The sequence below is a fragment of the Polynucleobacter duraquae genome (genome assembly GCF_000973625.1).
Lineage (GTDB): Bacteria > Pseudomonadota > Gammaproteobacteria > Burkholderiales > Burkholderiaceae > Polynucleobacter > Polynucleobacter duraquae.
Window position 1 is genome coordinate 1,055,549 of record NZ_CP007501.1, and the last position, 23,978, is coordinate 1,079,526.

The 23,978-nt window shown below is 45.5% G+C and carries 28 protein-coding genes; 3 read left to right on the top strand and 25 right to left on the bottom strand.

Going from position 1 to position 23,978, the window contains the following annotated elements:
• Positions 1-53: 53 nt before the first annotated feature.
• From CL55_RS05540 to CL55_RS05605, 14 genes are all read right to left on the bottom strand, one after another.
• Positions 54-485, bottom strand: a complete 432-nt coding sequence (locus CL55_RS05540) for a DUF6691 family protein (RefSeq protein WP_046330204.1) — start codon at positions 483-485, stop codon at positions 54-56.
• A gap of 3 nt (positions 486-488) precedes the next feature.
• Complete coding sequence (locus tag CL55_RS05545; RefSeq protein WP_046330205.1) at positions 489-926, bottom strand: YeeE/YedE family protein; 438 nt, start codon at positions 924-926, stop codon at positions 489-491.
• 23 nt (positions 927-949) lie between these two features.
• Positions 950-2,071, bottom strand: a complete 1,122-nt coding sequence (locus CL55_RS05550; RefSeq protein WP_046330206.1) for a YeeE/YedE family protein — start codon at positions 2,069-2,071, stop codon at positions 950-952.
• Between the two features lie 18 nt (positions 2,072-2,089).
• Positions 2,090-2,404, bottom strand: a complete 315-nt coding sequence (locus CL55_RS05555; RefSeq protein ID WP_046330207.1) for a hypothetical protein — start codon at positions 2,402-2,404, stop codon at positions 2,090-2,092.
• A 60-nt stretch (positions 2,405-2,464) separates the two neighbouring features.
• Positions 2,465-3,433: an MBL fold metallo-hydrolase gene (locus CL55_RS05560; RefSeq protein ID WP_046330208.1), complete on the bottom strand. Its 969-nt coding sequence runs from the start codon at positions 3,431-3,433 to the stop codon at positions 2,465-2,467.
• A 3-nt stretch (positions 3,434-3,436) separates the two neighbouring features.
• Positions 3,437-3,862 carry a DsrE family protein gene (locus tag CL55_RS05565; protein ID WP_046330209.1) on the bottom strand — a complete coding sequence of 142 codons (426 nt, stop codon included), beginning with the start codon at positions 3,860-3,862 and terminating at the stop codon, positions 3,437-3,439.
• A gap of 23 nt (positions 3,863-3,885) precedes the next feature.
• The gene (gene soxB / locus CL55_RS05570; protein WP_046330210.1) at positions 3,886-5,616 is read right to left on the bottom strand and encodes a thiosulfohydrolase SoxB; all 1,731 of its coding nucleotides are present in this window, start codon (positions 5,614-5,616) and stop codon (positions 3,886-3,888) included.
• A gap of 44 nt (positions 5,617-5,660) precedes the next feature.
• Positions 5,661-6,299, bottom strand: a complete 639-nt coding sequence (gene soxX, locus CL55_RS05575; RefSeq protein WP_052728774.1) for a sulfur oxidation c-type cytochrome SoxX — start codon at positions 6,297-6,299, stop codon at positions 5,661-5,663.
• A 16-nt stretch (positions 6,300-6,315) separates the two neighbouring features.
• A complete protein-coding gene (gene soxA / locus CL55_RS05580; protein ID WP_046330211.1) occupies positions 6,316-7,131 on the bottom strand; it encodes a sulfur oxidation c-type cytochrome SoxA in 816 nt (271 codons plus the stop codon).
• A 54-nt stretch (positions 7,132-7,185) separates the two neighbouring features.
• A complete protein-coding gene (soxZ, locus tag CL55_RS05585) occupies positions 7,186-7,494 on the bottom strand; it encodes a thiosulfate oxidation carrier complex protein SoxZ (protein ID WP_046330212.1) in 309 nt (102 codons plus the stop codon).
• A gap of 56 nt (positions 7,495-7,550) precedes the next feature.
• Positions 7,551-8,003: a thiosulfate oxidation carrier protein SoxY gene (gene soxY / locus CL55_RS05590; protein WP_046330213.1), complete on the bottom strand. Its 453-nt coding sequence runs from the start codon at positions 8,001-8,003 to the stop codon at positions 7,551-7,553.
• Between the two features lie 85 nt (positions 8,004-8,088).
• Positions 8,089-9,168: a c-type cytochrome gene (locus tag CL55_RS05595; RefSeq protein WP_052728775.1), complete on the bottom strand. Its 1,080-nt coding sequence runs from the start codon at positions 9,166-9,168 to the stop codon at positions 8,089-8,091.
• Positions 9,152-10,507 (bottom strand): sulfite dehydrogenase, encoded by a 1,356-nt coding sequence (gene soxC, locus CL55_RS05600; RefSeq protein WP_046331190.1) that lies wholly within the window; start codon positions 10,505-10,507, stop codon positions 9,152-9,154. Before soxC ends, CL55_RS05595 begins: the two co-directional genes overlap by 17 nt.
• A 79-nt stretch (positions 10,508-10,586) precedes the next feature.
• Complete coding sequence (locus CL55_RS05605; protein WP_046330214.1) at positions 10,587-10,928, bottom strand: ArsR/SmtB family transcription factor; 342 nt, start codon at positions 10,926-10,928, stop codon at positions 10,587-10,589.
• A gap of 101 nt (positions 10,929-11,029) precedes the next feature.
• Between CL55_RS05605 and modB the strand changes: the two genes are divergently transcribed.
• From modB to CL55_RS05620, 3 genes are all read left to right on the top strand, one after another.
• On the top strand, positions 11,030-11,680 hold the full coding sequence (modB, locus tag CL55_RS05610) for a molybdate ABC transporter permease subunit (RefSeq protein WP_046330215.1): 651 nt from the start codon (positions 11,030-11,032) through the stop codon (positions 11,678-11,680).
• Positions 11,680-12,789 carry an ABC transporter ATP-binding protein gene (locus tag CL55_RS05615; RefSeq protein WP_046330216.1) on the top strand — a complete coding sequence of 370 codons (1,110 nt, stop codon included), beginning with the start codon at positions 11,680-11,682 and terminating at the stop codon, positions 12,787-12,789. The genes modB and CL55_RS05615 overlap by 1 nt, the downstream gene beginning before the upstream one ends.
• 167 nt (positions 12,790-12,956) lie before the next feature.
• Positions 12,957-13,268 (top strand): high-potential iron-sulfur protein, encoded by a 312-nt coding sequence (locus CL55_RS05620; protein ID WP_046330217.1) that lies wholly within the window; start codon positions 12,957-12,959, stop codon positions 13,266-13,268.
• A 40-nt stretch (positions 13,269-13,308) separates the two neighbouring features.
• Here CL55_RS05620 and CL55_RS05625 read toward each other — a convergent pair whose 3' ends face one another.
• The 11 genes from CL55_RS05625 to truA all read right to left on the bottom strand — a co-directional run bounded on the left by CL55_RS05625 (position 13,309) and on the right by truA (position 23,978).
• Positions 13,309-13,932, bottom strand: coding sequence for a class I SAM-dependent methyltransferase (locus tag CL55_RS05625; RefSeq protein WP_046330218.1), 624 nt, complete (start codon positions 13,930-13,932; stop codon positions 13,309-13,311).
• A 31-nt stretch (positions 13,933-13,963) separates the two neighbouring features.
• The gene (locus CL55_RS05630) at positions 13,964-15,172 is read right to left on the bottom strand and encodes an O-succinylhomoserine sulfhydrylase (protein ID WP_046330219.1); all 1,209 of its coding nucleotides are present in this window, start codon (positions 15,170-15,172) and stop codon (positions 13,964-13,966) included.
• Between the two features lie 69 nt (positions 15,173-15,241).
• Positions 15,242-16,780 (bottom strand): amidophosphoribosyltransferase, encoded by a 1,539-nt coding sequence (purF, locus tag CL55_RS05635; protein ID WP_046330220.1) that lies wholly within the window; start codon positions 16,778-16,780, stop codon positions 15,242-15,244.
• A gap of 4 nt (positions 16,781-16,784) precedes the next feature.
• Positions 16,785-17,351, bottom strand: coding sequence for a CvpA family protein (locus tag CL55_RS05640; RefSeq protein WP_046330221.1), 567 nt, complete (start codon positions 17,349-17,351; stop codon positions 16,785-16,787).
• Entirely contained in the window at positions 17,351-18,118 is a 768-nt protein-coding gene (locus tag CL55_RS05645) for an SPOR domain-containing protein (RefSeq protein WP_046330222.1), read from the bottom strand. Before CL55_RS05645 ends, CL55_RS05640 begins: the two co-directional genes overlap by 1 nt.
• Before the next feature lie 3 nt (positions 18,119-18,121).
• Complete coding sequence (gene folC / locus CL55_RS05650; RefSeq protein ID WP_205621255.1) at positions 18,122-19,447, bottom strand: bifunctional tetrahydrofolate synthase/dihydrofolate synthase; 1,326 nt, start codon at positions 19,445-19,447, stop codon at positions 18,122-18,124.
• A 5-nt stretch (positions 19,448-19,452) separates the two neighbouring features.
• Positions 19,453-20,340: an acetyl-CoA carboxylase, carboxyltransferase subunit beta gene (gene accD, locus CL55_RS05655; protein WP_046330223.1), complete on the bottom strand. Its 888-nt coding sequence runs from the start codon at positions 20,338-20,340 to the stop codon at positions 19,453-19,455.
• A gap of 22 nt (positions 20,341-20,362) precedes the next feature.
• The gene (trpA, locus tag CL55_RS05660; RefSeq protein WP_046330224.1) at positions 20,363-21,160 is read right to left on the bottom strand and encodes a tryptophan synthase subunit alpha; all 798 of its coding nucleotides are present in this window, start codon (positions 21,158-21,160) and stop codon (positions 20,363-20,365) included.
• 47 nt (positions 21,161-21,207) lie between these two features.
• Positions 21,208-22,401 carry a tryptophan synthase subunit beta gene (trpB, locus tag CL55_RS05665; RefSeq protein ID WP_046330225.1) on the bottom strand — a complete coding sequence of 398 codons (1,194 nt, stop codon included), beginning with the start codon at positions 22,399-22,401 and terminating at the stop codon, positions 21,208-21,210.
• A gap of 31 nt (positions 22,402-22,432) precedes the next feature.
• Positions 22,433-23,107 (bottom strand): phosphoribosylanthranilate isomerase, encoded by a 675-nt coding sequence (locus CL55_RS05670; RefSeq protein ID WP_046330226.1) that lies wholly within the window; start codon positions 23,105-23,107, stop codon positions 22,433-22,435.
• Positions 23,108-23,147: 40 nt separating this feature from the next.
• A complete protein-coding gene (gene truA, locus CL55_RS05675; protein ID WP_205621256.1) occupies positions 23,148-23,978 on the bottom strand; it encodes a tRNA pseudouridine(38-40) synthase TruA in 831 nt (276 codons plus the stop codon).

The following is a 23,978-nucleotide window of genomic DNA, read 5'->3' on the forward strand; positions in this document are numbered from 1 at the left end:
CCTCAAAAAATAATAAGAATTTAAAAACTAATAACTTAGATTCTAAATCAGACTTACTTTTTGTGACCCGTAAAGAAGCGATTGCAGATCGCCATACCAGCTAACATTGCCAATATAAAGACGAGAGCCTTAAGGTGACCAGCCCCGAGACCAACAATTGCCGGGCCCGGACAGAAACCAGCGATACCCCAACCCGCACCAAAAATAAGGCTGCCAATGATCAGGGGCTTCGAAATATCTCTACGAGTGGGAATATGTAGTGCACCACCAAAAAAAGCTTCGGAGCGCTTGGAGGCCAAATAAAAACCAGCGAGGCCTACCAGGATTGCGCCGCCCATCACAAAGATTAGAGACGGATCCCAGTTACCAGCTAGATCAAGAAAATTCAGAATCTTTTTCGGGTTGCTCATGCCGGAAATGATCAGACCAATTCCGAACAACACACCAATTAAATATTGACTAAAAAAACTGAAATGTCTTCTCATGATTTATAGGCCCAACACATGACGAATGACAAACACTATTAAAAATCCAGCACTCATGAAAGACACCGTGGCAACTAAAGATCTTGGCGAAAGACGCGACAGACCACAAACGCCATGACCGCTGGTACAACCAGAGCCATAGTTGGCACCAAAACCGACTAGTACACCGGCAATAATGATGGCGATCCAATCAGCATCAATTACAGTAATTGTATGAAGACCAAAAAATAAGCCCCCTAAGATTGGCGCACTCAATAAACCCAAAACAAGACTGAAGCGCCATTGAATATCACCCTCTTGAGGCGACAGTAGCCCAGAAACAATTCCACTAATACCTAATATGCGACCATGAAGAATCACGTATAAGGCAGCTGCAATGCCTAATAGAATTCCACCAAGAAATGCTGGGCCAGGGGTGAAGGCTAGCCAATCAATCTGCATGTTATTTAGTCCAATTCATTGGGTTAACTACAGGGATTAGGTGCATTGCGCGTTTCTAAATAAAGAAGGGCTAGGTAGGCGCCGAAGATAAATCCTGGCAAGGCAAGCAGCGATCCGATTGCCAATGTGGAGATTCCACTTAAGCCTTGGCCGACAGTACAGCCAAGCGCCGTAACACCACCAAACCCCATTAAAGTCGCACCAATTAAATGGTTGGCTGTATCTTCAGTGTCGCGAAAGCTTTCCCAACGAAATGACTTAGTCAAAATAGAAATACAGGCTGATCCAGAAATCATTCCAATGACAGCAGCAATGCCAACAGTAATCACCTTTGAAGTATCGCTGTAAAGCATCAACCATTCAAGCGAGAACGCATATGGCGCTACAAAGGAGAGGCTCTCCATTCGACCAGAGTTAGTTACCAAGAAAACCTCTTCTAAGGTATTAGGATCCTCAGAAACAAAGCCCAAGTTGCCTGATATCCACCAAACAGCACAAATAGCTAGGCCAACAAAAGTTCCGGCAAATAGGTTTTCAGCGGTCCAGAAAGCTTTGTTTGCAAGTGCATAAGCAATGAAGGCAAATCCCACCACTAAACCCAAAGCTAGGTGTAAGTTATTGCGCGCAATGCCAGTAATTGGAGCTAAGATACTTGGCAAATCTTGAGATGTATTAAGTGCAATGAAGACCGAATCCAAAGTATTGACGCGAATCACACCCAGAAAGCCCTTCATCGTCATGTAAGCCGAAAGTCCAAGGACGATAAATACGATGATGGATTTCAGATTACCGCCACCAATACGAACAAGCGTCTTGCTACCGCAGCCAGATGAAAGAACCATGCCAAAACCAAATAGCGTACTGCCTACTATTGAAGATAGCCATAAAAACCTATTGCTGGTGTAGAAACTTTTCAGTGGATCAATGAGCCCTAAGTAAGACATTAAAGCAAAACCAATAATCGCCACGCCGATGGCCAGAAACCATTGCTTTAAACGACCCCAGCTAGACATAATAAAAATATCTGAGACTGCACCCATGCTACAGAAACCTGTTTTTTGCATCACTGCACCCAACAGGAAAGTCACTGCAAAGGTAGCAAATAAAACTGATTTGCTAAGAGAAGAAATATCTACCGCATCCATAAAAAATCTTTACTGAAATTATTTAAATTTATAAAACTGCTTGCTTAGATAGGCTGCTACATCAGCCTCGTCCTCAGGAAAAAGATCTAGACGTAATTCTGTATTACACCTAGCAACCATCGTCTTTAGGTTTTGAAGATTTTTAACCTTGCTATCACTGCGGGTGTAGATCATGTCACCATTGCCAAAGCCAGATTTTTTGGCATGGCAGGCATAGCATTTCTCTTGGTCAATTTTTTTACCGTTTGCAAGGTCCGGCGCAGCATAGACAGATAAATGTATGCCAAACATGGCAACGAATATAAATATCAGCTTAATCAGTGGTAATTTCATTTGAAATCAGTCATTTAGCAAAGTAATCCGCTATTTTAAAGCCCAGATGACAAATTTGCCTTATTCCGCCTGAATTGAGAGGTATACGTTGTAGGCATTCATGCGATTTGCCGCCCTAAACAAAGGCATTCCCTCGTATTCTGACCAATCAGTCTGCCGATAGGCCTCCTCAAAAGGGTCCATATCGATAGCCGACTTGGTCATCGATTGGCGCAAATATCGTAAATACTCCCGTGTAAAGCGGATATCTTCAATTGGATTGATGGAGTGCGCGCCGTGGCCAGGAATCACAATACTGGGGTTTAGTGATTCAATTTCATTCAAAGCCTGCAACCAGCCCTTACTATCGGCATTGCCAACAAAGGGAATGCGACCCCGAAAAACTAAGTCGCCTGCAAAAAGGACATTTTCAGAGGGTACATAAACAATTAAGTCCTCAGGCGCATGAGCGGGACCCACTCTACCTATCTTAAATTCCACGCCCCCGACAGTAAGTATGAAATTCTGATCTATCCAGACATCTGCCGATATTAAATTAGTAGAGGCATTTACCCAGGGGGCAAAATCAATTCGTGATGCAATCAAGCGCTGTTTAGCAGTTTCAGAGGAAATATAGTTTCTGCCTTCTCCTTGCGCATAAATCTTCGCTCCACCACGCTTGAACTCTTGAAGTCCATAAACATGATCTGCATGGTAATGCGTTACGATGACGGCAACTACTTTTTGAGATGTAAGCTTTTTAATTTCTGCAATGAGTTTCTTGGCAAGCGCTGGTGAACCTAGAGCATCAACCACCACTACACCTTTGGGAGTAATCACAAAACCCGCATTAGAAATAAAGTTTTGATTTTTACTGCTACCCATTTCTGGCAAGCCTTGTACAAAATACGTATGTGGGGCTACTTGAATAGGCTTCAGGATCAAATCATCGGATGCGTGAGTAGGAGTTGCAGATATAAATAGTAAGACCAAAACAAGTGAAAGCACTCGTAGTATTTCTGAGCGCAATTCAACATACGACCACTGCATAGCTTAAGGCTTTATGTAAGCAAAACGGCTTTGGTTCTGAAGGTCAGCCACTCGAACCACTCCTGATGGAGTGAAGTCCGTGTCTAGGATAAATTGATCCTTCTTCAGATTACGGTTCTTTAGCGTAATCTCGCAGACCTCAAACCGAACACCACGTGACTTTAGAGCGCCAACTAGAGGTGCGTATTCAATTCCGTTCTTTTTATCCTTGGCACCTTCCATCATGATGTCGACGCCATTGGCATGAGTAACGACAATAATTTTGGTTTGCGGGGAAACATCCAAATGATTGCGTATGTTACGCAGACCTTTGATGCCCTGTGATTCAGCATCATCAATGTGATACACCACTTCAGTGGGCCCTGCAGCGTAGGCAGCCATAGCAAACAAGGCAAAAGTAGTCGCTAAGCACTGAAGTAATTTTTTCATTATTGATCTCGAATAGAAAACGATTAGAGGGAAACCATTCCAGGATTATTTTTGACGCCCTTAATGATCGGCTCATTGAGCTTCACGGCCTTCACCACTTTCACATCACGCAAATGGCGCTCCATCACATCCCAAATTGCTTCACCACCAGCATTCTTAGCATCTTCGCTAACTGGTGCCCAGCCAGCAACCTTATATGTCTTGCTAGGATCAATATCCTTACCATTTAAACGCATATCACTAATCCGCTTACCAGCAGATGCCGCGGGATCAATGGTGTATTGCATACCGCCTACACGAACCATGTCGCCACCCTGTTGGTAATAGGGATCGGGGTTAAATAAATTGTCCGCCACGTCTTCCAAGATGGTCTTGATCGTTTCACCAGTCATATTGGTAACCGTGGTGTATGGATAGGTAATGGCGGTTTGATCTAACAAGTTCTCACGGGTAATAGCTTGTCCTGGCAATAAGCTGGTGCCCCAACGGAAGCCTGGAGAGAAAGCAATCTCCGCATTCTTCTGAGCCATCAATCCATCCAAAATTAACTGGTCAAAACTGCCGTTGAAATTACCACGGCGATACAAAAGACCATCTGTTGTGGCTAATTTTTCATTCAGCTTCGCTTCATATGGGGCTCGTACTTTAGCGATCAGCTTATTCATCGCAGGATCAGCCGGAATCATATTTGAGAAAATTGGGAAAAGCTTGTAGCGAAAATCTACTGGCTTGCCGCCCTTGACATCAAAATCGAGTACGCCCAAGAATTTACTATTAGAACCTGCATTGGTAACTAAAGTTACCCCATTCGAGTTCTTTACTTTGACTGGAATCGGAACGCCATCATGCGTATGGCCACCCATGATTGCATCCAAGCCAGTAACACGGGATGCCATCTTTAAATCAACGTCCATACCGTTATGGGACAGCAACACAACTACTTTTGCACCCTTAGCCTTTACTTCATTAATGGTCTTCTGAAGATTTTCTTCCTGAATACCAAATGTCCAGTCTGGTGTGAAGTAACGTGGATTAGCAATTGGGGTGTAAGGGAAGGCCTGGCCAATTACTGCCACTTGAATACCGTTCTGCACTTTCATAACATACGGATTAAAGACGGAGTCACCAAAGTCTGCCGTCTTAATATTTTGAGCAACAAAAGAAACCTTGCCCTTGAAATCGCCATTCACAATCTCCATGACGCGCTTTTCACCGAGGGTCATTTCCCAGTGGGGAGTCATGACATCAACACCTAACAGCAAGGCCGCATCAACCATATCTTGACCATTGGTCCAGAGTGATGTGCCTGAGCCCTGCCAAGTATCTCCACCGTCCAATAACAGCGCACCTGGACGACTTGTTTTAATTTGCTTAATCAAAGTTGCCATATGGGCGAAGCCACCCATCTTGCCGTAGTTTTGCGCAGCTGCAACGTAATCAAGATAAGTAAAGGCATGCGCATCACGCGTTCCCGGCTTAATGCCATTCGCTTTTAGAAAATATTCGCCGACTAAGTGAGGCGTCTTACCTTCTTGCGCCCCGATACCAAGATTGACATTGGGCTCACGGAAATAGATTGGCAATAACTGGGCATGGCAATCAGTGAAGTGCAAAAAATGTACATTACCAAACTTAGGTAAATCATAGAATTTTTGAGCTGTTGTCTGCGCACTAGCAAAATTGGATTGCAGACTCATGCCACCTGCGGAGGCTATAGCTAATGCTTGCAAAAATTCGCGTCGATTTAAAGACATAGTATTTCCTTAAGAAAACAGGCCTTGCGGCCTGTTTAAATATGTTATTTATTCACAGGTGATTCTGGATCAAGCAGTAAAGCCATGACGTCCTGTATTTGCTTCTCATTTAATAACTTGAAGTGGGCAAAGCGAGGCATATTACTGCATGCGTTATACGCCTTGGAGTTGTTAATTCGGTTCCAGGTATAAGTTACAACCTCTGGAGAATATCCACGCATTTTGCCGTATCCAGTCAAAGATGGACCGATGTTCCCATAAGAAATTTCTTTGGCGTCAATTTGATGGCAGTTATAACAACCACCGCCAACTGGGGCATCAGCCTTATCAGACCATGTGGCTCCACGACCACTTTGCGCGATTCGCTCACCATTTTTCCAGTCACCAATGTACTTCCCATCAGATGGCTGCTTGATAGTATCCATATTGATCTTCTGGATTTTCTCGCGCATAGCTTGACCTTGTTTACTATCAGCAAACTTAGGATCAGAACAGAACTTTTGAGTTGCATCTTGGTCGATGCGATCCAATCCCGCAATAGCTTCGGCGCGGAAGCTATCTTGAATCATCTTGTTAAATTTTGGATCATTTTTCTGCTGTGCAAGAGCAGGAGTCTGCATTAAGCCAGCAGCAAAAATAAATCCAGTAGCAGCTAAGAGTTGTTTTAAGTGTGTAATTTTCATATTCATCTCTTATCCATTAACGCTTTAAGCCAGGTGTTTCGACAGTTCCGCCATTGCCGGTTTTTGCCATATACATAGACAAAGCGATAGTCACGTCCGAGCCATATATAGGGAACGGAAAGCGTTGCTGACGGAAACAATCATTTAAGCGTTGTTGCATCGTCCAAAATTGACCGCTCGATACGCGGTAGGCTGGCCAATAACCCCAACCTAAAGCTGCGCCCTTTTGCTCTGTAATGTTTGGTAAATCTTGCAAACGAATACGCTTGCCGTTTTCAGCATGGCAAGATGCGCAAGAGAAGTCCATTGGACCGCCCTGGAAGAAGAAAGCGCGCTTACCAAGGTCATACATCTCTTTTTCCTTTGGATGAGCGGTACTTACCTTAATCTTTTCACCTTTAGATAAAGTAACAACGTAGGCAACGATAGCCTCCATATCCTTTTTAGGACCCTTTTGGAATGGAGCATCAATCATTTCCTGTGGATCGCGACCCTGCAATACCTGCATACACGTCATCAAGCGTGACTCTAAATCTTGAACCTTATTTGTGTCTTTAAAGTAGCGCGGCAGTTGTGCCGCTGCACCCTTTACTACCCCAGGCCCTAAACCCAGATTACATTGCTCAAGTGTTGCATTCTTGGGGCCAGCTGGCTTTTTCCACAACTCTTCACCTGCCGCCTCGTAGAGCTCTGAAGGATTTCCATCGGCAATCATCTCGCGATATTTAGCAATATCGTCAGTAGCACTCTTTTGTGCTGACACCGAAGATGTCATTGTTAATAAAGCTGCTACTAAACCAGTAGCTAGCCCTAAGGTCAATTTACGCTGCATTTCCTACCCTTTCAGAACCACGGAGGCGGTGAAGATTAATTAAAGCAAAAACAATTAAGAAACAGTTGCTTCATCAGTGCGTTTATCGCCCTTATTATCATTCCAAGTCACAGCAATTTTGTCGCCCTTAGCACCCTTGTACTTAAAGTTCAAAAATGGGTCCTTAGAAACTGCAGGACCAAATTCGCCAGCAAATACTTTTTTGCCGTTGGCCGTAACATTAATAGTGCTGATAAACCACTGAGGAATAGTTTTGCCGGCAGCATCTTTACGCTGACCAGATTCCATATCGTGTTTCATCAAGATTTTTACGTCAACAGTACCGCCACTTTCAGCAGCTCTTACGCGCATTGGATCAGCCATTTTGGTTCCTTTTTTGCTCTATATATAAATGAATTGTTCTATTGAATTACCGCGAATTAACCGCCGCAACCACCAAGCGTTACTTTGACTTCTTTAACAGTCATCAACCACTTGCCATCAGCCTTAACTAATCCATAGACATTGGATGTTTGACCCATCTTGATGCGGGTAGTAACGAATGGCTCTGTACCAGCAGGAATAAAGAATTGGGCAGCGAGTGAGCTTGGGTTCTTTTCAACCAAGATTGCCATTTGCTCCGCTTTAAGCGTAGTAGTAATTCCAACAGGAACTACCGCACCATTTTCGGCAATATCAGGGGCATTCAATGTAACTGCGGCAGATTTATCTGGGCTACCAGCACCTAAAATTTTAAAGACATCATCCAAGCTCTTGCCTTCAAAAGCGGCCTTATTCCACTCTTGGGCTTGAGCTGTACTAATAAGGCCTGTAGAAGCCATCAAGCCAAACACTGCTGAGTACTTCAATACACTGCGACGCTGCTGATTCATAACAACTCCTTTATTAATCTTCAATACTCTCAATTTATTGCTTATTTTGCATTAAAACACTGTGGATACTACCTAATTCATTATTTTATTTACCGCCTGAAAGCATCCAAACCACCAAAGCCTTGCGATCCTCATCAGAAAGCTGTGCTTGAGCTGGCATCGGGATTGAACCCCAAACACCCGCTCCCCCAAGCTTCACCTTGGTCATTAACCGATCCACTGCACCACTTTGACCTTCATATTTTTTGACAATATCTGCAATTGAAGGCCCAACTAACTTGGCATTAGGGGCATGACAAGCTGAGCAGTTCTCATTTTTAAACAGTGCTGCCGTACCTTTTGCTGCGGAAGAATGGGTATCTGCTGCATGTGCCAAACCGGTGCCTGAAGCGCCAGGCAATTGCTTAATCGGTGGTTTTGTAGAGTCTGCACCGCGATATGGGCCATACATACGATTTTGCTCTGCAATATTATCATGCGCATTGCGAGCAAAGTCTGGCAAGGTTGATCCAATTTGCACAAACGAAACACAGTTATGCATACATGCATTGCCATTGACGTCAGGCTTATCTTTTACATTCCAAAAGCCGTGCTTAGTCGTCATGCCGTTACGGTTCGGCATTTTAATTTCAGCAATATTCTTATCGCTCAGAACAAAATCGTCAGGAACAATTTCGCCAAGACTCAAAATAAATGCAACCAATGCATAGGTGTCATCAGGAGTTAGCGATCTAGGCGCATTCCACGGCATCGCACGGTAGATGTAATCCCACAATGTGGATACTGTAGACAGCTTCATTAAAGTGGTTCTTTGCGGCTGCTTTGTATCTTTTAATGAGGCAACTCGACCCGTCTTCAGATCATCCTTAGTAGTACCACCAGAAATAGGTGTAAAGATTTCATTAGACTCACCGAAGGTACCGTGACAACTGGAACATTGAGCTTCCCAAATAATCTGTCCTTTTTCAACTGAACCAGATCCTTTTGGCAAGCCCTTAAAGTCTGGACGCACATCAATATCCCAAGCTGCAACTTCAGAAGGAGTCGCCACTCTACCAATACCAGGAAATTTTGTTGAACCCGATTGAGCAAATACGAATTGCGCAACCACTGTAATGAGCGCCGCAACTCCTAGGCGGATCTTCAATTTATCCAACTTGAACATTGCTCACCTCGCCATTTGAATCTAATTTCCATGATTGAATTGCATTATTGTGATAAATCGAGCGTGTACCGCGAACATTACGAAGTGTCTTGATCGTTGGTTGTATATAGCCAGTGTCATCCATAGCTCTTGATTGCATGATTGCTGGGGAGCCATCCCACACCCAATCAATATTGAAGCGCGTAATGGATTTAGTAAGTACGGGCGTTTCTAGACGGGCTGTACGCCAATTGTTGCCACCATCGAAAGACACATCAACTCGAGTAATTTTTCCCCGACCAGACCAGGCCATGCCACTGACGTTATAAAAACCTTTATCTAAAAGTTGTTGGCCACCTGATGGTGTAGTGATAACAGATTTGCATTCCTGAATTGAGGCATATTGACGGTGATCACCATTTGGCATCAGATCGATGTAGTGAATTGCCTCATCCTTAGAGTTCCATCGGGCATCGCCTACTTCTAAACGGCGTAACCACTTCACCCAACTAACGCCCTGAACCCCAGGAACTACTAGGCGTAACGGGAAGCCATTTTCTGGGCGCAGCATCTCACCATTCATGGCCCAAGCAACAATGGTGTCGTTAAGGCAGCTCTCGAGATTAATGGTGCGAGTCATTCCTGAACCATCACCGCCCTCGGCTAACATGAACTTTCCTTTTTTGAGATCAGCGCCGCACTCTTCTAGCAATACTTTTAAAGGAACACCTGTGAATTCACAGCAAGAGAGCATGCCATGCGTGTACTGGACAGTTGGAACAGCTACATTGCCCCACTCCAATCCAGTATTCGCACCACACTCAATAAAGTGAGTACGAGAAACTGATGGCAAGCGCATTAAGTCGTTCATCGTGAAGACACGTGGATTCTTAACCAAGCCGTTCACCATCAAACGATGTGTTTCAGGATTGACGTTGTACCAGCCCTGGTGATGGCGTTCAAAATGCAAACCGTTTGGAGTGATAGTTCCAAACAAACCTTGGAGAGGTGTAAAGGCGACAGATGCAGCAGAGACTCGCGTAAGCCCAGGAGACTCACGTCGAATTAAATTAGATTCGTAAATAGATGGCACGCCATATGGCATGGTTGCTACGTTTTTGCCAAGCGTTGTTTGCCATTCTTGCTTCTCAAGGATAGCTGGATCGCCCTCACCTACTGCCATAGCTAGTGGAGCCGCTAGTCCAGCGGCTGCACCACCAAGCGCAGACATAAAACCTTTACGTAAAAAGCCACGGCGATTTTCATCCAATCCGTTTGCATTGATATCAGCGATAAGCTCCTGAGAAATAAAATGTTCAGGCGCCTTTATGAGACGAGCCTGATTGGCTGGCTTCTCGATTGCGCTAATGTCCTGCGCGCTAATCTCAATTTGTTTTTTGGTCATTTGATATCTGCTTTGGTCAATAAATACTTCGAAATTAATGCAAGCTCTCAGCAATTTTTGCGCATACGGTCTGGCACATCTCTACAGTGGCGTTATCAGCAATAGAGTAAAAGACAGTAGTACCCTCTTTGCGCCTTAGCAAAATTCCCGCTTTATGAAGCGCAGTAAGGTGGCGTGAAACATTAGCCTGACTTGAGCCGCATAATTCAATAACCTCGGACACAGACTTTTCACCGCTACACACTGCATACATGATGCGCAGACGTGACGGCTCTGAAAGAACATTGAAGTATTCAGCGACTCGTGCAAAAACCTCTTCCATTGCTTGTGGGGAAAGGTCTTTGGTGGCTTTTTTTGCCTTAGCTTTTATATTCATTATTTATAATCATATATGCGTATACATACATATTAAATACTTAAGAACCCTGTATTCATATAAGGAAATACCCTAGCCTATAGACGCAATACAATGTGAGAATGGATATTGATGCAATTCTGCTGTCCTTAAAGCTTGCTTTTTGTACCATGGCCCTGATGTTGCCATTTGGGATATGGATTGCCCATAAGCTAATGAATCTCAATAGAAGCAGACCATGGGTTGAGGCTGCTCTGGCGCTCCCCTTGGTACTTCCACCTACAGTTTTAGGCTACTACTTTCTAGTTTCATTTGGTAATACCAGTATTTTCGGCGTTCCTCTGGTTTTCTCATTTACAGGGATCTTGCTTGCTTCGCTCATTGCTAATATCCCATTTGCCATTCAGCCTATACAACGAGCCTTCGAGGCCATTAATCCTGAAATTCGGGAGGCTGCCCAAGTCAGCGGCCTTAGTAATTGGCAAATCTTTCGCTTAATTGAACTGCCTCTCTCTTGGCGTGGCATCACTGGTGCCGCCGCCCTCACCTTCGCACACACCCTTGGTGAATTCGGAGTTGTCCTAATGGTTGGTGGCGCAATACCAGGCGAGACAAAAACAGCTTCTATTGCAATTTACGACAAGGTGCAAAGCTTTGATACCTCCGGTGCTGGCGCCATTGCTCTTGTGCTCTTAGGTATATCTCTGGTTTGTATTGCTCTTTCCTATGGAGTATTGGGGCGTAAGCCAAATCTGCGCAAAGGCCTAAGCTAATGCTAAAGGTCAAAATTCAGCAGGCAAGCCCAAGCCCGCTGCAAATTAACCTGGAGTGCGCACCAGGCGAGTTGCATGCATTGGTTGGTCCCTCAGGGAGCGGCAAAACTACAGCCCTTAGAACTATTGCGGGCTTAAACAAACCTGCTAGCGGGAAAATTGAGTGCGATGGTCATGTCTGGTTTGAAACCGATGATCTTGGCAATACAGTGCAACAACTCTCCCCCGCAGAGCGCTCTTGCGGCTTCTTGTTTCAGCAATATGCGCTTTTTCCGCATCTGAGCGCCTTAGGCAATGTGATGATTCCATTACAGAACTCCGATCTCAACACAACGCAGCGCAAAGCGATCAGTCTTGATTTATTAGATCGCATGGGCATTGCCAATCTTGCAGAGCGCATGCCAAATCAACTGTCTGGCGGACAGCAGCAACGCGTTGCCCTTGCAAGAGCGCTGGCTAGACAGCCTAAAGTCTTACTGCTAGATGAACCCTTTTCAGCGATTGATACACCAACACGCCAAAGTTTATATAAAACTTTGGCAGACTTACGCTCAGACTTGAATATCCCTATCTTGCTAGTCACACATGACCTACGTGAGGCTGATTTATTGGCTGACCAAATTACGGTGATTGATCGAGGCATCAGCCTGCAAACTGCACCACCGCAAGTATTATTTCAGAAACCAAGAAATTCCAGAGTTGCTGAATTAGTCGGCATCAGCAATATGTTTCATGGCGTATTTGACGCTGGCAGCTTGAGTTGGGATGGTTGCGACATGGTATTTAATGTTGCCGACAAGGGTAAGATCCCACCAAATGTTCGCGTAGCCTGGGTTATTCCTCAAAGTGGTTTGAGCGTTCATGCTAGCCCGAGTAACGCCAGCTTGCCAGCGGTAGTTGAAAAGATGAGCAGCCTTGGTCAAATAGCCGTTATTCAATTACGAATTCAGAATAGTCAAAACACGATTGAGTGGGAAGCCTCCTCAGCTGAGGTCAAGAGGCTGTGCATGGAGGTTAGTAGTCTGATGCACTTAGAGCTTGATGGAAATCAAATTCACATCATGCCCTTACGGCTAATTAATGATCCTAGGCGCTTTATTGATCGCTGACAAAGGGTTAGATCTAGGTATTAGTCAGATCTCGAGCTGTCGCTGTTCATTAATATCCTACTAAAACGCTAATGTTTATTACCCTATGCATAGAAATGGTATTTTGATTAATATGCTAATATCATCGCAAGATTCTTATTAACCCTCTCGAATAAACGGAGTTTTATATGCAAAATAGTCGTCGCCAATTTATGATTTTGTCTGCTGCTGGTGCCTGCACTTTGGCATTGAACGGTCAAGTTCAAGCTCAAGCCATGGTTGCTGAAACCGATCCACAAGCTGCCGCATTGGGTTACAAAGCAAACGCTACTACTGTAGATAAAGCCAAGTATCCAAAATACGCTGCTGGTCAGGTTTGCAGTAACTGCGCCCTGTATCAAGGCAAAGCAGGTTCTGCTGCTGGTGGTTGCTCATTGTTTGGTGCCAAGCAAGTTGCTGGCCCAGGCTGGTGCTCTGCTTACGCTAAGAAGGCCGGTTAAGCTGCAAAGCTGAATCAAAAAGCTGCTTCGGCAGCTTTTTTTACGCCCTCTTTTTAGCCACCATTCCCAATAATGCTGACATACCAGTGTGCCTTGCGCCCTCTGACAATTCTTTTTCGTAGCACTGCAGATCAAGAACTTCAAAATCTTGGCTTAGCTCACGAATCATTTCTTCAGTATAGAGATGCTCGATAAGTGATGGGCCACCGGTTTTATATTCCAACTGCTTTGGAGTGTATCCCTGCAGAATAAATAGGCCGCCTGGTTTCAAAGCCTGGTGTACTTGTTTGAAAATTCTGGCACGCATTTCGGGATCAGCAAACTGGATGAAGATCCCAACTACCGCATCATATGTATTGGCCTGCCAATCAAAGCCATCAGTGTCACAAAGACTGTATTGAATATTGACTTCGTTATCAGCAGCGAGCTGCTTGGCCTTGGCAAGCGCAATATCAGAAACATCAAAACCCGTGACGTACATGCCTTGCTTAGCAAGCCAAACACCATTGCGCCCCTCTCCATCAGCAATACAGAGAACAGAGGAGTTGGGCTTTAAATAATGGGATGATTGCTCAACCAAATATTCATTTGGCTCTTTTCCAAAGATGAATTCTTGTTTATCAAAGCGTTGATTCCAGAACTGGGTGGCATCCGTAAAGCCCATGAATTCTCTGATCTTGGATAGTTGATTTAGATTACTTCTTCAATCCACCAATGAGATCACTCTTTAAATCCACCACGCTCTCAAGTCCAACCGCGATTCGGACTAAGCCATCAGTAATCCCTGCAGCTTTGCGTGCCTCTGGGCTTACTCGGCAATGTGTCGTGGTAGCAGGATGGGTGATCGTTGTGCGAGTGTCCCCCAGGTTTGCAGTAATGGAGCAAAGCTTTGTTTGATTGATTAACTTGAAAGCCGCTTTTTTTCCACCCTTCAGTGTGAAAGACAAAATAGCGCCGCCTGCTTTTTGCTGGCGCTTAGCCAACGCATGCTGAGGATGAGACTTCAGACCAGGATGGTAAACACGCTCTACACCCGGCTGTTTTTCTAACCATTGAGCGATCTCTAGAGCATTTTGACTCTGCTGCTTCATGCGCAACTCTAGAGTTTCCAAGCCTTTTAAGAACACCCAAGCATTGAAGGCTGAAAGTGTTGGGCCTGCAGTACGTACATAGGGAAATACTTTGCCCATAATGAAATCATTGCTACCCACAATTGCGCCACCAACTACACGACCTTGGCCATCCAAATACTTGGTTGCCGAATGAATCACTACATCAGCGCCTAATAAGAGAGGTCTTTGCAAGGCCGGCGTACAAAAGCAGTTATCAACTGCAAATAGTGCCTGAGCTTTCTTTGCTATTTTGGAGATAGCCTTGATATCAGCAATCTCAGTTAAAGGATTGGATGGTGTTTCCAAGTAAAACAATTTGGTATTTTCTTGGACGGCATTTTGCCAAGCCTTGGTGTCCGACAAATCCACATAGGTCGTTGTAATACCAAAGCGTCCCAGAATAGTGCTAAATAATTGGATGGTGGCACCAAACACAGAGCGAGAGCAAACAACGTGGTCTCCGGCCTGAAGATGGGACATTGCCATTGTCAAAATAGCAGCCATACCAGAGGAAGTGGCAATACAAGCTTCGCCACCCTCTAGCGCAGCCAATCGATCCTGAAACATGCTGACAGTAGGATTGGTAAAACGAGAATAAATAAAACCCTGATCTGCATGAGCAAAGCCATCTGCTGCAAGTTCTGCACTATCAAAGCAAAAGCTTGAAGTAAGGAACATGGCCTCAGAGTGCTCTTGGTATTCGGCAGTACGGCGAGTACCTGCACGAACCGCTAAGGTTTCAAGCGCAAGTTTAGAGAAATCAGGTTTTTTTCGGATTGGTTTACTCTTCATACCGCTATTTTGACACCGAATTACAGAATTGCCTCAGGCACACACGCCCGAGGAACTCGATCGTTGTTTTTAGTCTTCTGTCGCTAAATGCAAATGCAGTTGAGAGCGGGCAAAGTCACTAGAATCGCGTTGACGGTCAGCTTTGGCCTCGGAGGTATTGCGAGCCGCTTCTAGTGCATCTAAATAAGATTCATTGATATCGCCAGTAATATAGTGACCATCAAAACAAGAGGCCTCAAAATGCTGGATTTCGGGATTGATATCCTTCACGGCCTGCTTCATATCTTCGACGCTCTGATAGATTAATTGGTCTGCGCCAATCATCTTGTTGATCTCTTCATCAGTGCGCCCATAGGCAACCAACTCACTGCGAGTTGGCATATCGATACCATACACATTAGGGAAGCGTACAGGGGGCGCAGCAGAAGCAAAAATCACTTTCTTAGCGCCAGACTCTCGTGCCATCTGCACAATCTCAAAGGAGGTTGTACCGCGAACAATAGAGTCATCCACAATGAGGACGGTCTTATCTTTGAACTCAATACGCATGGCGTTGAGTTTCTGACGGACTGATTTTTTACGCACAGCTTGGCCTGGCATGATGAAGGTTCTACCAATATAGCGATTCTTGAAGAATCCTTCGCGGTAATCTACACCTAGACGTTTAGCAACCTGCATTGCCGCTGGACGACTAGAGTCAGGGATCGGCATCACAACATCAATCTCGCCTGGAATCGTTTCTTTACGAATCTTTTCAGCAAGGTAATCACCCATGCGCATCCGCACGTTATAAACAGTCACGCCATCAATTGTGGAGTCTGGACGAGCCATGTAAACGTATTCAAAAATGCAAGGTGTTAGAACTGCATCAGCAACGCACTGACGCGAAGAGAAATTGCCATCCAAATCAATATAAATTGCCTCGCCAGGATTGACATCACGAACAAAGGTAAAGCCAAGGCCATCAAGTGCAACAGACTCAGAGGCAATCATCCACTCTGGACCCTTCGGTGTATCCATGCGACCAATACAGAGAGGTCGAATTCCAAACGGGTCGCGAAATGCCAATAAGCCATAGCCAGCTATCAAAGAAACTACAGCGTAAGAGCCTTTAACACGCTTAGTGACTTGTGTAACAGCGTTAAACATCGCGCTCTCATCTAATGCAGCGCTATTAGTTTCTTTTTGAAGCTCATCAGCCAATACATTCAACAACACCTCTGTATCAGAACTGGTGTTGATGTGGCGACGATCACGATAAGCCATCTCTACGCGCAGGCTAGCCGCATTAGTCAGGTTGCCGTTATGGGCCAAAATAATGCCGTAAGGAGCGCTGACATAAAACGGTTGAGCCTCTTCCTCACTGCTTGCTGAGCCAGCAGTTGGATAACGAACTTGACCAATGCCAGCACTACCTACAAGACTTCGCATATTGCGAGTTCTAAATACATCTCGCACAAGACCATTGGCTTTATGCATCGTGAATGAATTGCCATTCATCGTTGCCATGCCAGCAGCATCTTGACCGCGATGTTGTAGCAACAACAACGCGTCATAAATGAGCTGATTCACTGGGGAGTGGGAAACTGTTCCGACGACGCCGCACATAAGCCTAGATCCCTATTGTTAATGAAGGTGTAACGGTGGGTGTAATTTTAGGCATTGCATTGCCTAATTGCTTTGCCCAGTCTGCCGGCAACCAACCCTTAATTAAGCTAGTTGCCATATCAATTGCTGGTCGGGTTATTGCCTTCTGCCATGCGACGCTCTGAGGAATAGGAGTCAAGGCCGCCAATGTAGCCAACACTACGACAACGACACCACCACGCGCTAAGCCAAATACAAGACCGAGAAATCGATCTGTCATGCTCAATCCAGCAGACAAAATAATCTTCTGAATCACATTGCCGATCAAACCACAGACAATCAAGGTAAGAATAAATAGAATGAGGAAGCTCACACCTAAGCTCAGTAACTCATCCATATGAAAAGTAGATAGCCATTCAACAGAAAGGTAACTCGTATAGTGATAAGCAACCCAAGCAGCTACAAACCAAGATGCTAGTGCCAGCACCTCTTTGAAAAGACCTCGAGAAATCCCCACCAATGCAGAAACTAGTAGCACTACCAGGGTGAAGTAATCCACCGTGGTTAACTTCAGGGTGGACAAATATTCCATTAAGGGGCTTCCACCTCAACTAGCCTTGGAGATAGGCCCATGGCTTTCACTTTTTTCTCAGCAGCTTCAGCAGCATCCTTATCGGCAAAAGGTCCTGCTCTTAATAAATACAGTTTTACACCGTCTGCACCGTTTTTATTTAAAACATAATTAGGAATCTTTTGATCCTTCATCTTCGCTATCCAGCCCTTAGCCCGCTCTTCTGATGCAAAAGCACCAACCTGAATGACATATTTACCAGGCCCCACTTTTTTTGGAATTTCTTCAGTTTTTGATTTAGTGATTGAATCTGGCGCGACGATGACTTCTTCACCGGCAGCCAAGCCGCTAATAGAGTTTGTTTTACTTACCGCGGGGGGTACTTTTGTTACCACTTCTTTAGATGGCGAAGGCGCTTTTTCTTTCGCCGGCACTTCAACAGTAGCAGCCGACCTCAGCTTCTCATCGTTTGCGGGTAATGCAGCGTTAGGGGCAGGAAGACTAGTCACAATATTCACAGCAATATCGTTATTGACAGACTTAGGCTTGTTGTCCAAGATACGAGGAAGGCCAACTACCGCAATTAAAACTAGAACAGCAGCACCAATCAGGCGATGGCGGGCACGTTGTTGATCTGGATCTTCTGTAAAGGCAAGCTCTTCATTTTCTTGAGCGCGCTGAAAACTACGGGGGGCTAATTTATTGACTGTACGACGCCCCCTCACCGAAGCCTGATCAAGGTCTTCAGTCTCAGAGTTTCGCTTAAAAAGCTGCGGTAAACGAATCATGGATCAATGGGCCTGGTTATTTCTGCATGCCATTACTCCGGCAACGGTATAGAAGGATCCGAAGATGACAATTCTATCACCCTCACCGGCCTTAGAAAGCGCTTTTTGATACGCTGCAGCAGGATCTGGGAAGCATTCAATGCCACCATCTTCCCCATTTTTAACGGACACACCCAGATCTACCAACTTCTCAGATAGCGCCGCCGCTCTAGCGGCGCGTGGAGTTGGTAAATCTGTGCAAAACCAGAAGTCCACGCTATTCAATAAGGGCTTAATAACCCCAGCAATATCCTTATCTGCCATTGCACCAAAAATGGCAAAGGTATAGGGGTGGTAACCCATCTTATTCAAGCCTTGCCCCAAGGTGGCTGCTGCATGGGGATTGTGGGCAACATCTAAAACGATCGTTGGCTGACCTGGTAGAACCTGAAAACGACCTGGCAGCTCCACCATAGCAAAGCCATTCCGAATATCCTGCGCGCTAACTGGCAGTCGTTGATGCAAAGCCATTAATGCAGCAATCACGGCGGAGGCATTCAGAATTTGATTGGCACCACGTAATGCAGGGTAGCCTAAGCCGCTGAAGCGTTTTTGACGCCCTGCCCAACCCCACTGCTGCTTATCACCCTGAAAGTTATAGTCACGGCCCTGTAGCCATAAATCACAGCCGAGTTTTTCAGCGTGATCAATCAAAGTTTGTGGGGGCACTGGATCTCCACAAACTGCAATACCGCCAGCTCGGAAAATACCTGCTTTTTCAAAACCAATTGCCTCACGTGTGCCACCCAAAAAATCGGCATGGTCGATATCAATACTCGTGACGATTGCACAATCTGCATCAATAATATTGACCGCATCCAAGCGACCACCCATACCAACTTCAAGCACTACTGCATCTAGTTGAGCCTTGGAAAATAAATGCATGATCGCCAAGGTGGTGAACTCAAAATACGTTAAGGTTGGCGCATCTACTAAGCTGACGCGAACTTTTTCAACAGCTGCAAAATGCTCTAGCAAAAGATCATCTTTTACCTCTTCACCATTAACGCGAGCACGCTCGTTAAAGACGAGTAAGTGTGGGGACATATGGCAACCCACCTTGTAGCCAGACGCCAGCAAAATAGTCTCAAGATAGGCGCAAGTAGAACCTTTGCCATTGGTGCCAGCTACGGTAATCACCGGGCAATCGAAGTGAAGGCCTAGGGCATCTCTAACACGATTGATGCGTGCAAGGCCCATATCGATACCAACAGGATGGGATGTTTCGAGGTGACTAAGCCAAGCCGTTAAGCTAGAAAAAAGGATAGGGGTTTGGAGGGCGAGATTCAAGCGCTTTATACAGCTGCGCTACCCGCAATCGCAGGCTCAGGGAGTTGCTGTAGCAAGGCCAATAAACGGGCAATCTCTCCGCGCATCTGCCGACGATCAACGATCATGTCGATGCCGCCCTTTTGCATCAAAAACTCAGAGCGCTGAAAACCTTCTGGTAATTTTTCACGCACGGTTTGCTCGATCACGCGCGGTCCTGCAAAGCCAATTAAGGCTTTTGGTTCAGCCATGACAACATCACCCATAAACGCAAAGCTAGCAGAAATTCCACCCATGGTTGGGTCTGTTAAGACACTGATATAGGGCAAACCTTTTTTAGAGAGCAAAGTGAGCATCGAGTTGGTCTTAGCCATTTGAAAAAGAGACAGTAAGCTCTCTTGCATGCGTGCACCGCCAGTAGCGGTAACACAAATAAAGGCGCACTTCTTAGCAATGGCTTCCTGTACGCCGCGAGCAAAACGCTCACCTACTACCGAACCCATTGAGCCACCCATATATTGGAATTCAAAGCAGGCCGTAACTACTGGAATGCTCTCAATTTTTCCGCCAAGAACAATTAAGGCCTCGGTTTCGCCAGAAGCGTCACTAGCTTCTTTTAAGCGATCAGGGTACTTTTTGGAATCTTTAAATTTGAGTGGATCGACTGGATAAATATCAGCGCCAATTTCATAGCGACCCTTTGGGTCTAAAAGACTATCGAGGCGCTGACGGGCGACAATGCGCATGTGATGACTACATTTGGGACAAACCGATAAATTTGCTTCGATATCGGTGCTATAGAGTACGGTTTCACAGCTGGGACACTTAACCCAAAGTCCCTCAGGAACAGACTTGCGATTAGCAGGATCCGTATGTTGGATTTGCGGGGGTAGTAATTTATCGATCCAGCTCATCAGTATTTAACTATCCAGTGCATTAACTATCTAAAGCGACGCGAATTTCACGAATGAAAGTTTCGAGTGATTGTACCGCTTGGCCGGGGGCAGAATCCTCTAAAAGGCGAATAATTCGACTACCAATCACCACCGCATCAGCGGTTTTTGATACCGCACGGGCACTTTCAGCGTCATTAATACCAAAACCCACTGCGATCGGAATTGACGTAGCCTCACGAATTTTAGGAATAATGCTGGCCACATCCTGAGTATTCAGATGAGATGCACCAGTTACTCCGCGCATAGAGACATAGTAGATATAACCAGAAGCTATTTTCGCTGCATCCTTTATACGCTCTGGTGATGAAGTGGGAGCCAATAGAAAAATTGGATCGACGCCCGCTGCCCTCATTTGATTAGCAAAATCAACGCACTCCTCTGGAGGATAGTCCACGATCAAAACACCATCAACGCCGGCAGCTTTAGCTTCCGTTGCAAAGCGCTCCGCTCCCATCTGTTCGACTGGATTAGCGTAGCCCATTAAAACGACTGGTGTGGCGGTATCGGCTTTACGAAACTCTTTCACCATTTCTAAGCAACCACGCAGAGTAACACCTTGTGTCAGCGCTCTTTCAGAAGAGCGTTGAATAACAGGTCCGTCAGCCATTGGGTCAGAAAATGGCACTCCAAGCTCAATGACATTAGAGCCACCACGAACTAATGCGTGCATTAATTCAACAGTGAGTTTGGGATCGGGATCACCAGCAGTAATAAAAGGGATTAAGCCTTTTTTTCCGCTAGCTTTTAGTTCATTAAAGAGTGCTGTAATTTTTGACATGGAAATTCGTATCTATTTTTGTATGTGACCTAGTGATGAGCTATGCATCAGCCCTCAGAACCAGTAGCTTGTGCAACGGTATGCATATCCTTGTCACCTCGACCAGATAAGTTAACCAAGATCGTTTTATCTTTAGGTAGCGTAGCCGCTAATTTGCATGCATATGCAATCGCATGAGCAGATTCTAGGGCAGGAATAATTCCTTCAATCTGGCAACAGTCATGAAAAGCCTTCAATGCTTCTTCATCAGTTATCGCCACATAGTCAGCGCGACCAGAGTCCTTTAACCACGCATGCTCAGGACCAACGCCAGGGTAATCCATGCCAGCAGAAACCGAATGCGTTTCTGATATCTGTCCATTTTCATCTTGCAAAAGATAGGTACGATTGCCGTGCAATACGCCTGGCTTTCCAACACAAAGGGCTGCTGAGTGAAGGCCACTATTGAGGCCATGACCTGCAGCTTCAACTCCAATTAATTTTACTTCTGGGAAATCAATGTAAGGATAGAAAATACCCATTGCATTGGAACCGCCGCCAACACAAGCCATGACATAGTCAGGCTGACGCCCAGTCATGACCGGCATTTGTATTTTGCACTCTTCCCCGATCACACTTTGAAAGTCTCTGACCATCATTGGGTACGGATGTGGTCCAGCGACAGTGCCAATAATGTAGAAGGTATCTTCCACATTCGTAACCCAGTCACGCATGGCTTCATTTAAGGCATCCTTTAGCGTCTTCGTTCCAGATTCAACAGGCACGACTTTTGCGCCAAGCAATTTCATACGGAACACATTTTGCGCTTGACGCGCTACGTCAACAGAACCTTGATACACAGTGCAATCTAATCCAAAACGAGCGCAAATAGTTGCAGTAGCGACACCGTGCTGCCCTGCTCCAGTCTCAGCAATAATGCGAGGCTTACCCATGCGCTTAGCCAACATAGCTTGACCGATCACATTGTTAATTTTGTGTGCGCCAGTGTGATTCAAATCTTCACGCTTCAGATAAATTTGCGCGCCGCCTAACATTTCACTCCAACGTTTAGCGTGATAGACCGGTGATGGACGACCTACAAAATGCTTGAGCTCATAATGAAATTCTTCTAAGAATTCAGGATCGTATTGATATTTTGCATAAGCTGCCTTGAGCTCATCCAAAGCAAACATCAGCGTCTCAGAAACAAATACGCCACCGTAAGGACCAAAGTGTCCCCGTGCATCTGGCTTATCGTACATAAATACCTCTTTTATTAGTTACAGCAAATGATTAGGTTAGCGTGCTTGCATCTGCTGCACGCACTGCCTCGATAAACTCTTTCATCAAGGCGTGGTCTTTTACACCTTTGCTGATTTCTACGCCACTAGAGACGTCAACCGCGCAAGGATGTAGACGAGCAATAGCTTCGCCCACGTTGTGAACGTTCAATCCACCACTCAAAACGACCCGAGGCGCGTTTGCGCTTATCCATGCTTGTGGAATTCCTGACCAATCAAAAGGAACGCCCCCTCCTCCATAGCCCTCAACGAGCGCATCGAGCAAAAGAGCATTTGCTTGCCTATATTGTAGGGAAAAATCATCAAACGCGAAGGCTGACCCAACACGGGCAGCTTTCATCCAGGGCTGACCTGCAGCTAGGCGTTGGCACTCCTCAGGAGACTCGTCCCCGTGAAACTGCCACAAAGTGATCGGGGCCGCAGCCCTAATAGCCTCAAATTCAGCATCGGTAGCATTCACAACCAATCCAACCGCATCAACCCCTGCTGGAAGCCTAGAAATCAATGCGGCAGCGATATTGGGAGTAACGGCCCTAGGACTAGGGGGGTAAAACACGAAACCAAGGGCATCAACACCAGAGGCTATAGCAGCGTCGACATCACCCGGCGTCTTGAGACCACAGATTTTGACCCTAGTTCGGCCTGGAGAGTTTGTTATTAAGCCCATAAGAGGAAATGATAAGGGTCTTGAGCTCTTAAAGACATATTTATACAAAAATCGCCTTAGGCAACCAAGAGCTTGAAAGCCAGGGTTTGGGGATATTAAATTCCTCTGGGTAGGCAATTTTTGCTAAATAGAGGCCTGCAGGTGAAAACGTGGGGGCTGCAACACTACGATTTTTTGTGGCCAAAACTTCGGCCATCCAATGAGCTGATTGTTTGCCTACGCCAATTTGGATAAAGCTCCCCACTAAATTACGAACCATGTGATGCAAGAAGGCATTTCCTGTGATCCTAAAATACAGCCAGGGTTCATTCGAGAAAATTTCGATGGAAAATATCGTCTTCACTGGAGTCTTACTTTGACATTCTGAGGAACGAAAAGAAGTGAAATCATGCTCACCAATCAAGCATTTGGCTGCGGATCTCATCGCATCGATATCAAACCAGCGATCTGCTGGAAGCATCACATAACCAGCGCGATCAGCAGCCATGGGAGAGCGGCAAGGCCCTGCATGCAATGCATAGATATAAGTACGCTCGTAAGCAGAATAGCGAGCACTAAATTCATTCGCAACTGCTTGAGCCCAATTGATCACAATGGACTCTGGCAGGAATGCATTAACGCCCCTCACCCAAGACCAGTCATCTCGCTCAACCTCAACATCAAAGTGAACAACTTGACCTAATGCATGAACGCCGGCATCGGTTCGACCAGCAGTGACAACACGAATAGGATGAGAGTTCTGGGTATCATTACCAACAAACGAGGTAATAGCTCTCTCTAATTCATCCTGAATAGTGGGCTGATTGACCTGTGTCTGCCAACCAGAAAAAGCACTGCCGTCATACTGAAGTCCCAGGGCAATGCGCATCAA

Bases quoted from the DNA above. Each gene is read 5' to 3' on its own strand.
- soxB (WP_046330210.1), bottom strand. From the start codon at position 5,616: ATGTCTTTAAATCGACGCGAATTTTTGCAAGCATTAGCTATAGCCTCC.
- trpB (WP_046330225.1), bottom strand. From the start codon at position 22,401: ATGTACGATAAGCCAGATGCACGGGGACACTTTGGTCCTTACGGTGGC.
- CL55_RS05565 (WP_046330209.1), bottom strand. From the start codon at position 3,862: ATGAAAAAATTACTTCAGTGCTTAGCGACTACTTTTGCCTTGTTTGCT.
- CL55_RS05555 (WP_046330207.1), bottom strand. From the start codon at position 2,404: ATGAAATTACCACTGATTAAGCTGATATTTATATTCGTTGCCATGTTT.
- soxA (WP_046330211.1), bottom strand. From the start codon at position 7,131: ATGCAGCGTAAATTGACCTTAGGGCTAGCTACTGGTTTAGTAGCAGCT.
- purF (WP_046330220.1), bottom strand. From the start codon at position 16,780: ATGTGCGGCGTCGTCGGAACAGTTTCCCACTCCCCAGTGAATCAGCTC.
- soxX (WP_052728774.1), bottom strand. From the start codon at position 6,299: ATGAAAATTACACACTTAAAACAACTCTTAGCTGCTACTGGATTTATT.
- CL55_RS05540 (WP_046330204.1), bottom strand. From the start codon at position 485: ATGAGAAGACATTTCAGTTTTTTTAGTCAATATTTAATTGGTGTGTTG.
- CL55_RS05560 (WP_046330208.1), bottom strand. From the start codon at position 3,433: ATGCAGTGGTCGTATGTTGAATTGCGCTCAGAAATACTACGAGTGCTT.
- modB (WP_046330215.1), top strand. From the start codon at position 11,030: ATGGATATTGATGCAATTCTGCTGTCCTTAAAGCTTGCTTTTTGTACC.
- soxY (WP_046330213.1), bottom strand. From the start codon at position 8,003: ATGAATCAGCAGCGTCGCAGTGTATTGAAGTACTCAGCAGTGTTTGGC.
- CL55_RS05640 (WP_046330221.1), bottom strand. From the start codon at position 17,351: ATGGAATATTTGTCCACCCTGAAGTTAACCACGGTGGATTACTTCACC.
- CL55_RS05595 (WP_052728775.1), bottom strand. From the start codon at position 9,168: ATGTTCAAGTTGGATAAATTGAAGATCCGCCTAGGAGTTGCGGCGCTC.
- CL55_RS05550 (WP_046330206.1), bottom strand. From the start codon at position 2,071: ATGGATGCGGTAGATATTTCTTCTCTTAGCAAATCAGTTTTATTTGCT.
- CL55_RS05545 (WP_046330205.1), bottom strand. From the start codon at position 926: ATGCAGATTGATTGGCTAGCCTTCACCCCTGGCCCAGCATTTCTTGGT.
- accD (WP_046330223.1), bottom strand. From the start codon at position 20,340: ATGAGCTGGATCGATAAATTACTACCCCCGCAAATCCAACATACGGAT.
- CL55_RS05625 (WP_046330218.1), bottom strand. From the start codon at position 13,932: ATGGGCTTTACGGATGCCACCCAGTTCTGGAATCAACGCTTTGATAAA.
- CL55_RS05605 (WP_046330214.1), bottom strand. From the start codon at position 10,928: ATGAATATAAAAGCTAAGGCAAAAAAAGCCACCAAAGACCTTTCCCCA.
- CL55_RS05620 (WP_046330217.1), top strand. From the start codon at position 12,957: ATGCAAAATAGTCGTCGCCAATTTATGATTTTGTCTGCTGCTGGTGCC.
- trpA (WP_046330224.1), bottom strand. From the start codon at position 21,160: ATGTCAAAAATTACAGCACTCTTTAATGAACTAAAAGCTAGCGGAAAA.
- CL55_RS05645 (WP_046330222.1), bottom strand. From the start codon at position 18,118: ATGATTCGTTTACCGCAGCTTTTTAAGCGAAACTCTGAGACTGAAGAC.
- CL55_RS05615 (WP_046330216.1), top strand. From the start codon at position 11,680: ATGCTAAAGGTCAAAATTCAGCAGGCAAGCCCAAGCCCGCTGCAAATT.
- CL55_RS05670 (WP_046330226.1), bottom strand. From the start codon at position 23,107: ATGGGCTTAATAACAAACTCTCCAGGCCGAACTAGGGTCAAAATCTGT.
- CL55_RS05630 (WP_046330219.1), bottom strand. From the start codon at position 15,172: ATGAAGAGTAAACCAATCCGAAAAAAACCTGATTTCTCTAAACTTGCG.
- soxZ (WP_046330212.1), bottom strand. From the start codon at position 7,494: ATGGCTGATCCAATGCGCGTAAGAGCTGCTGAAAGTGGCGGTACTGTT.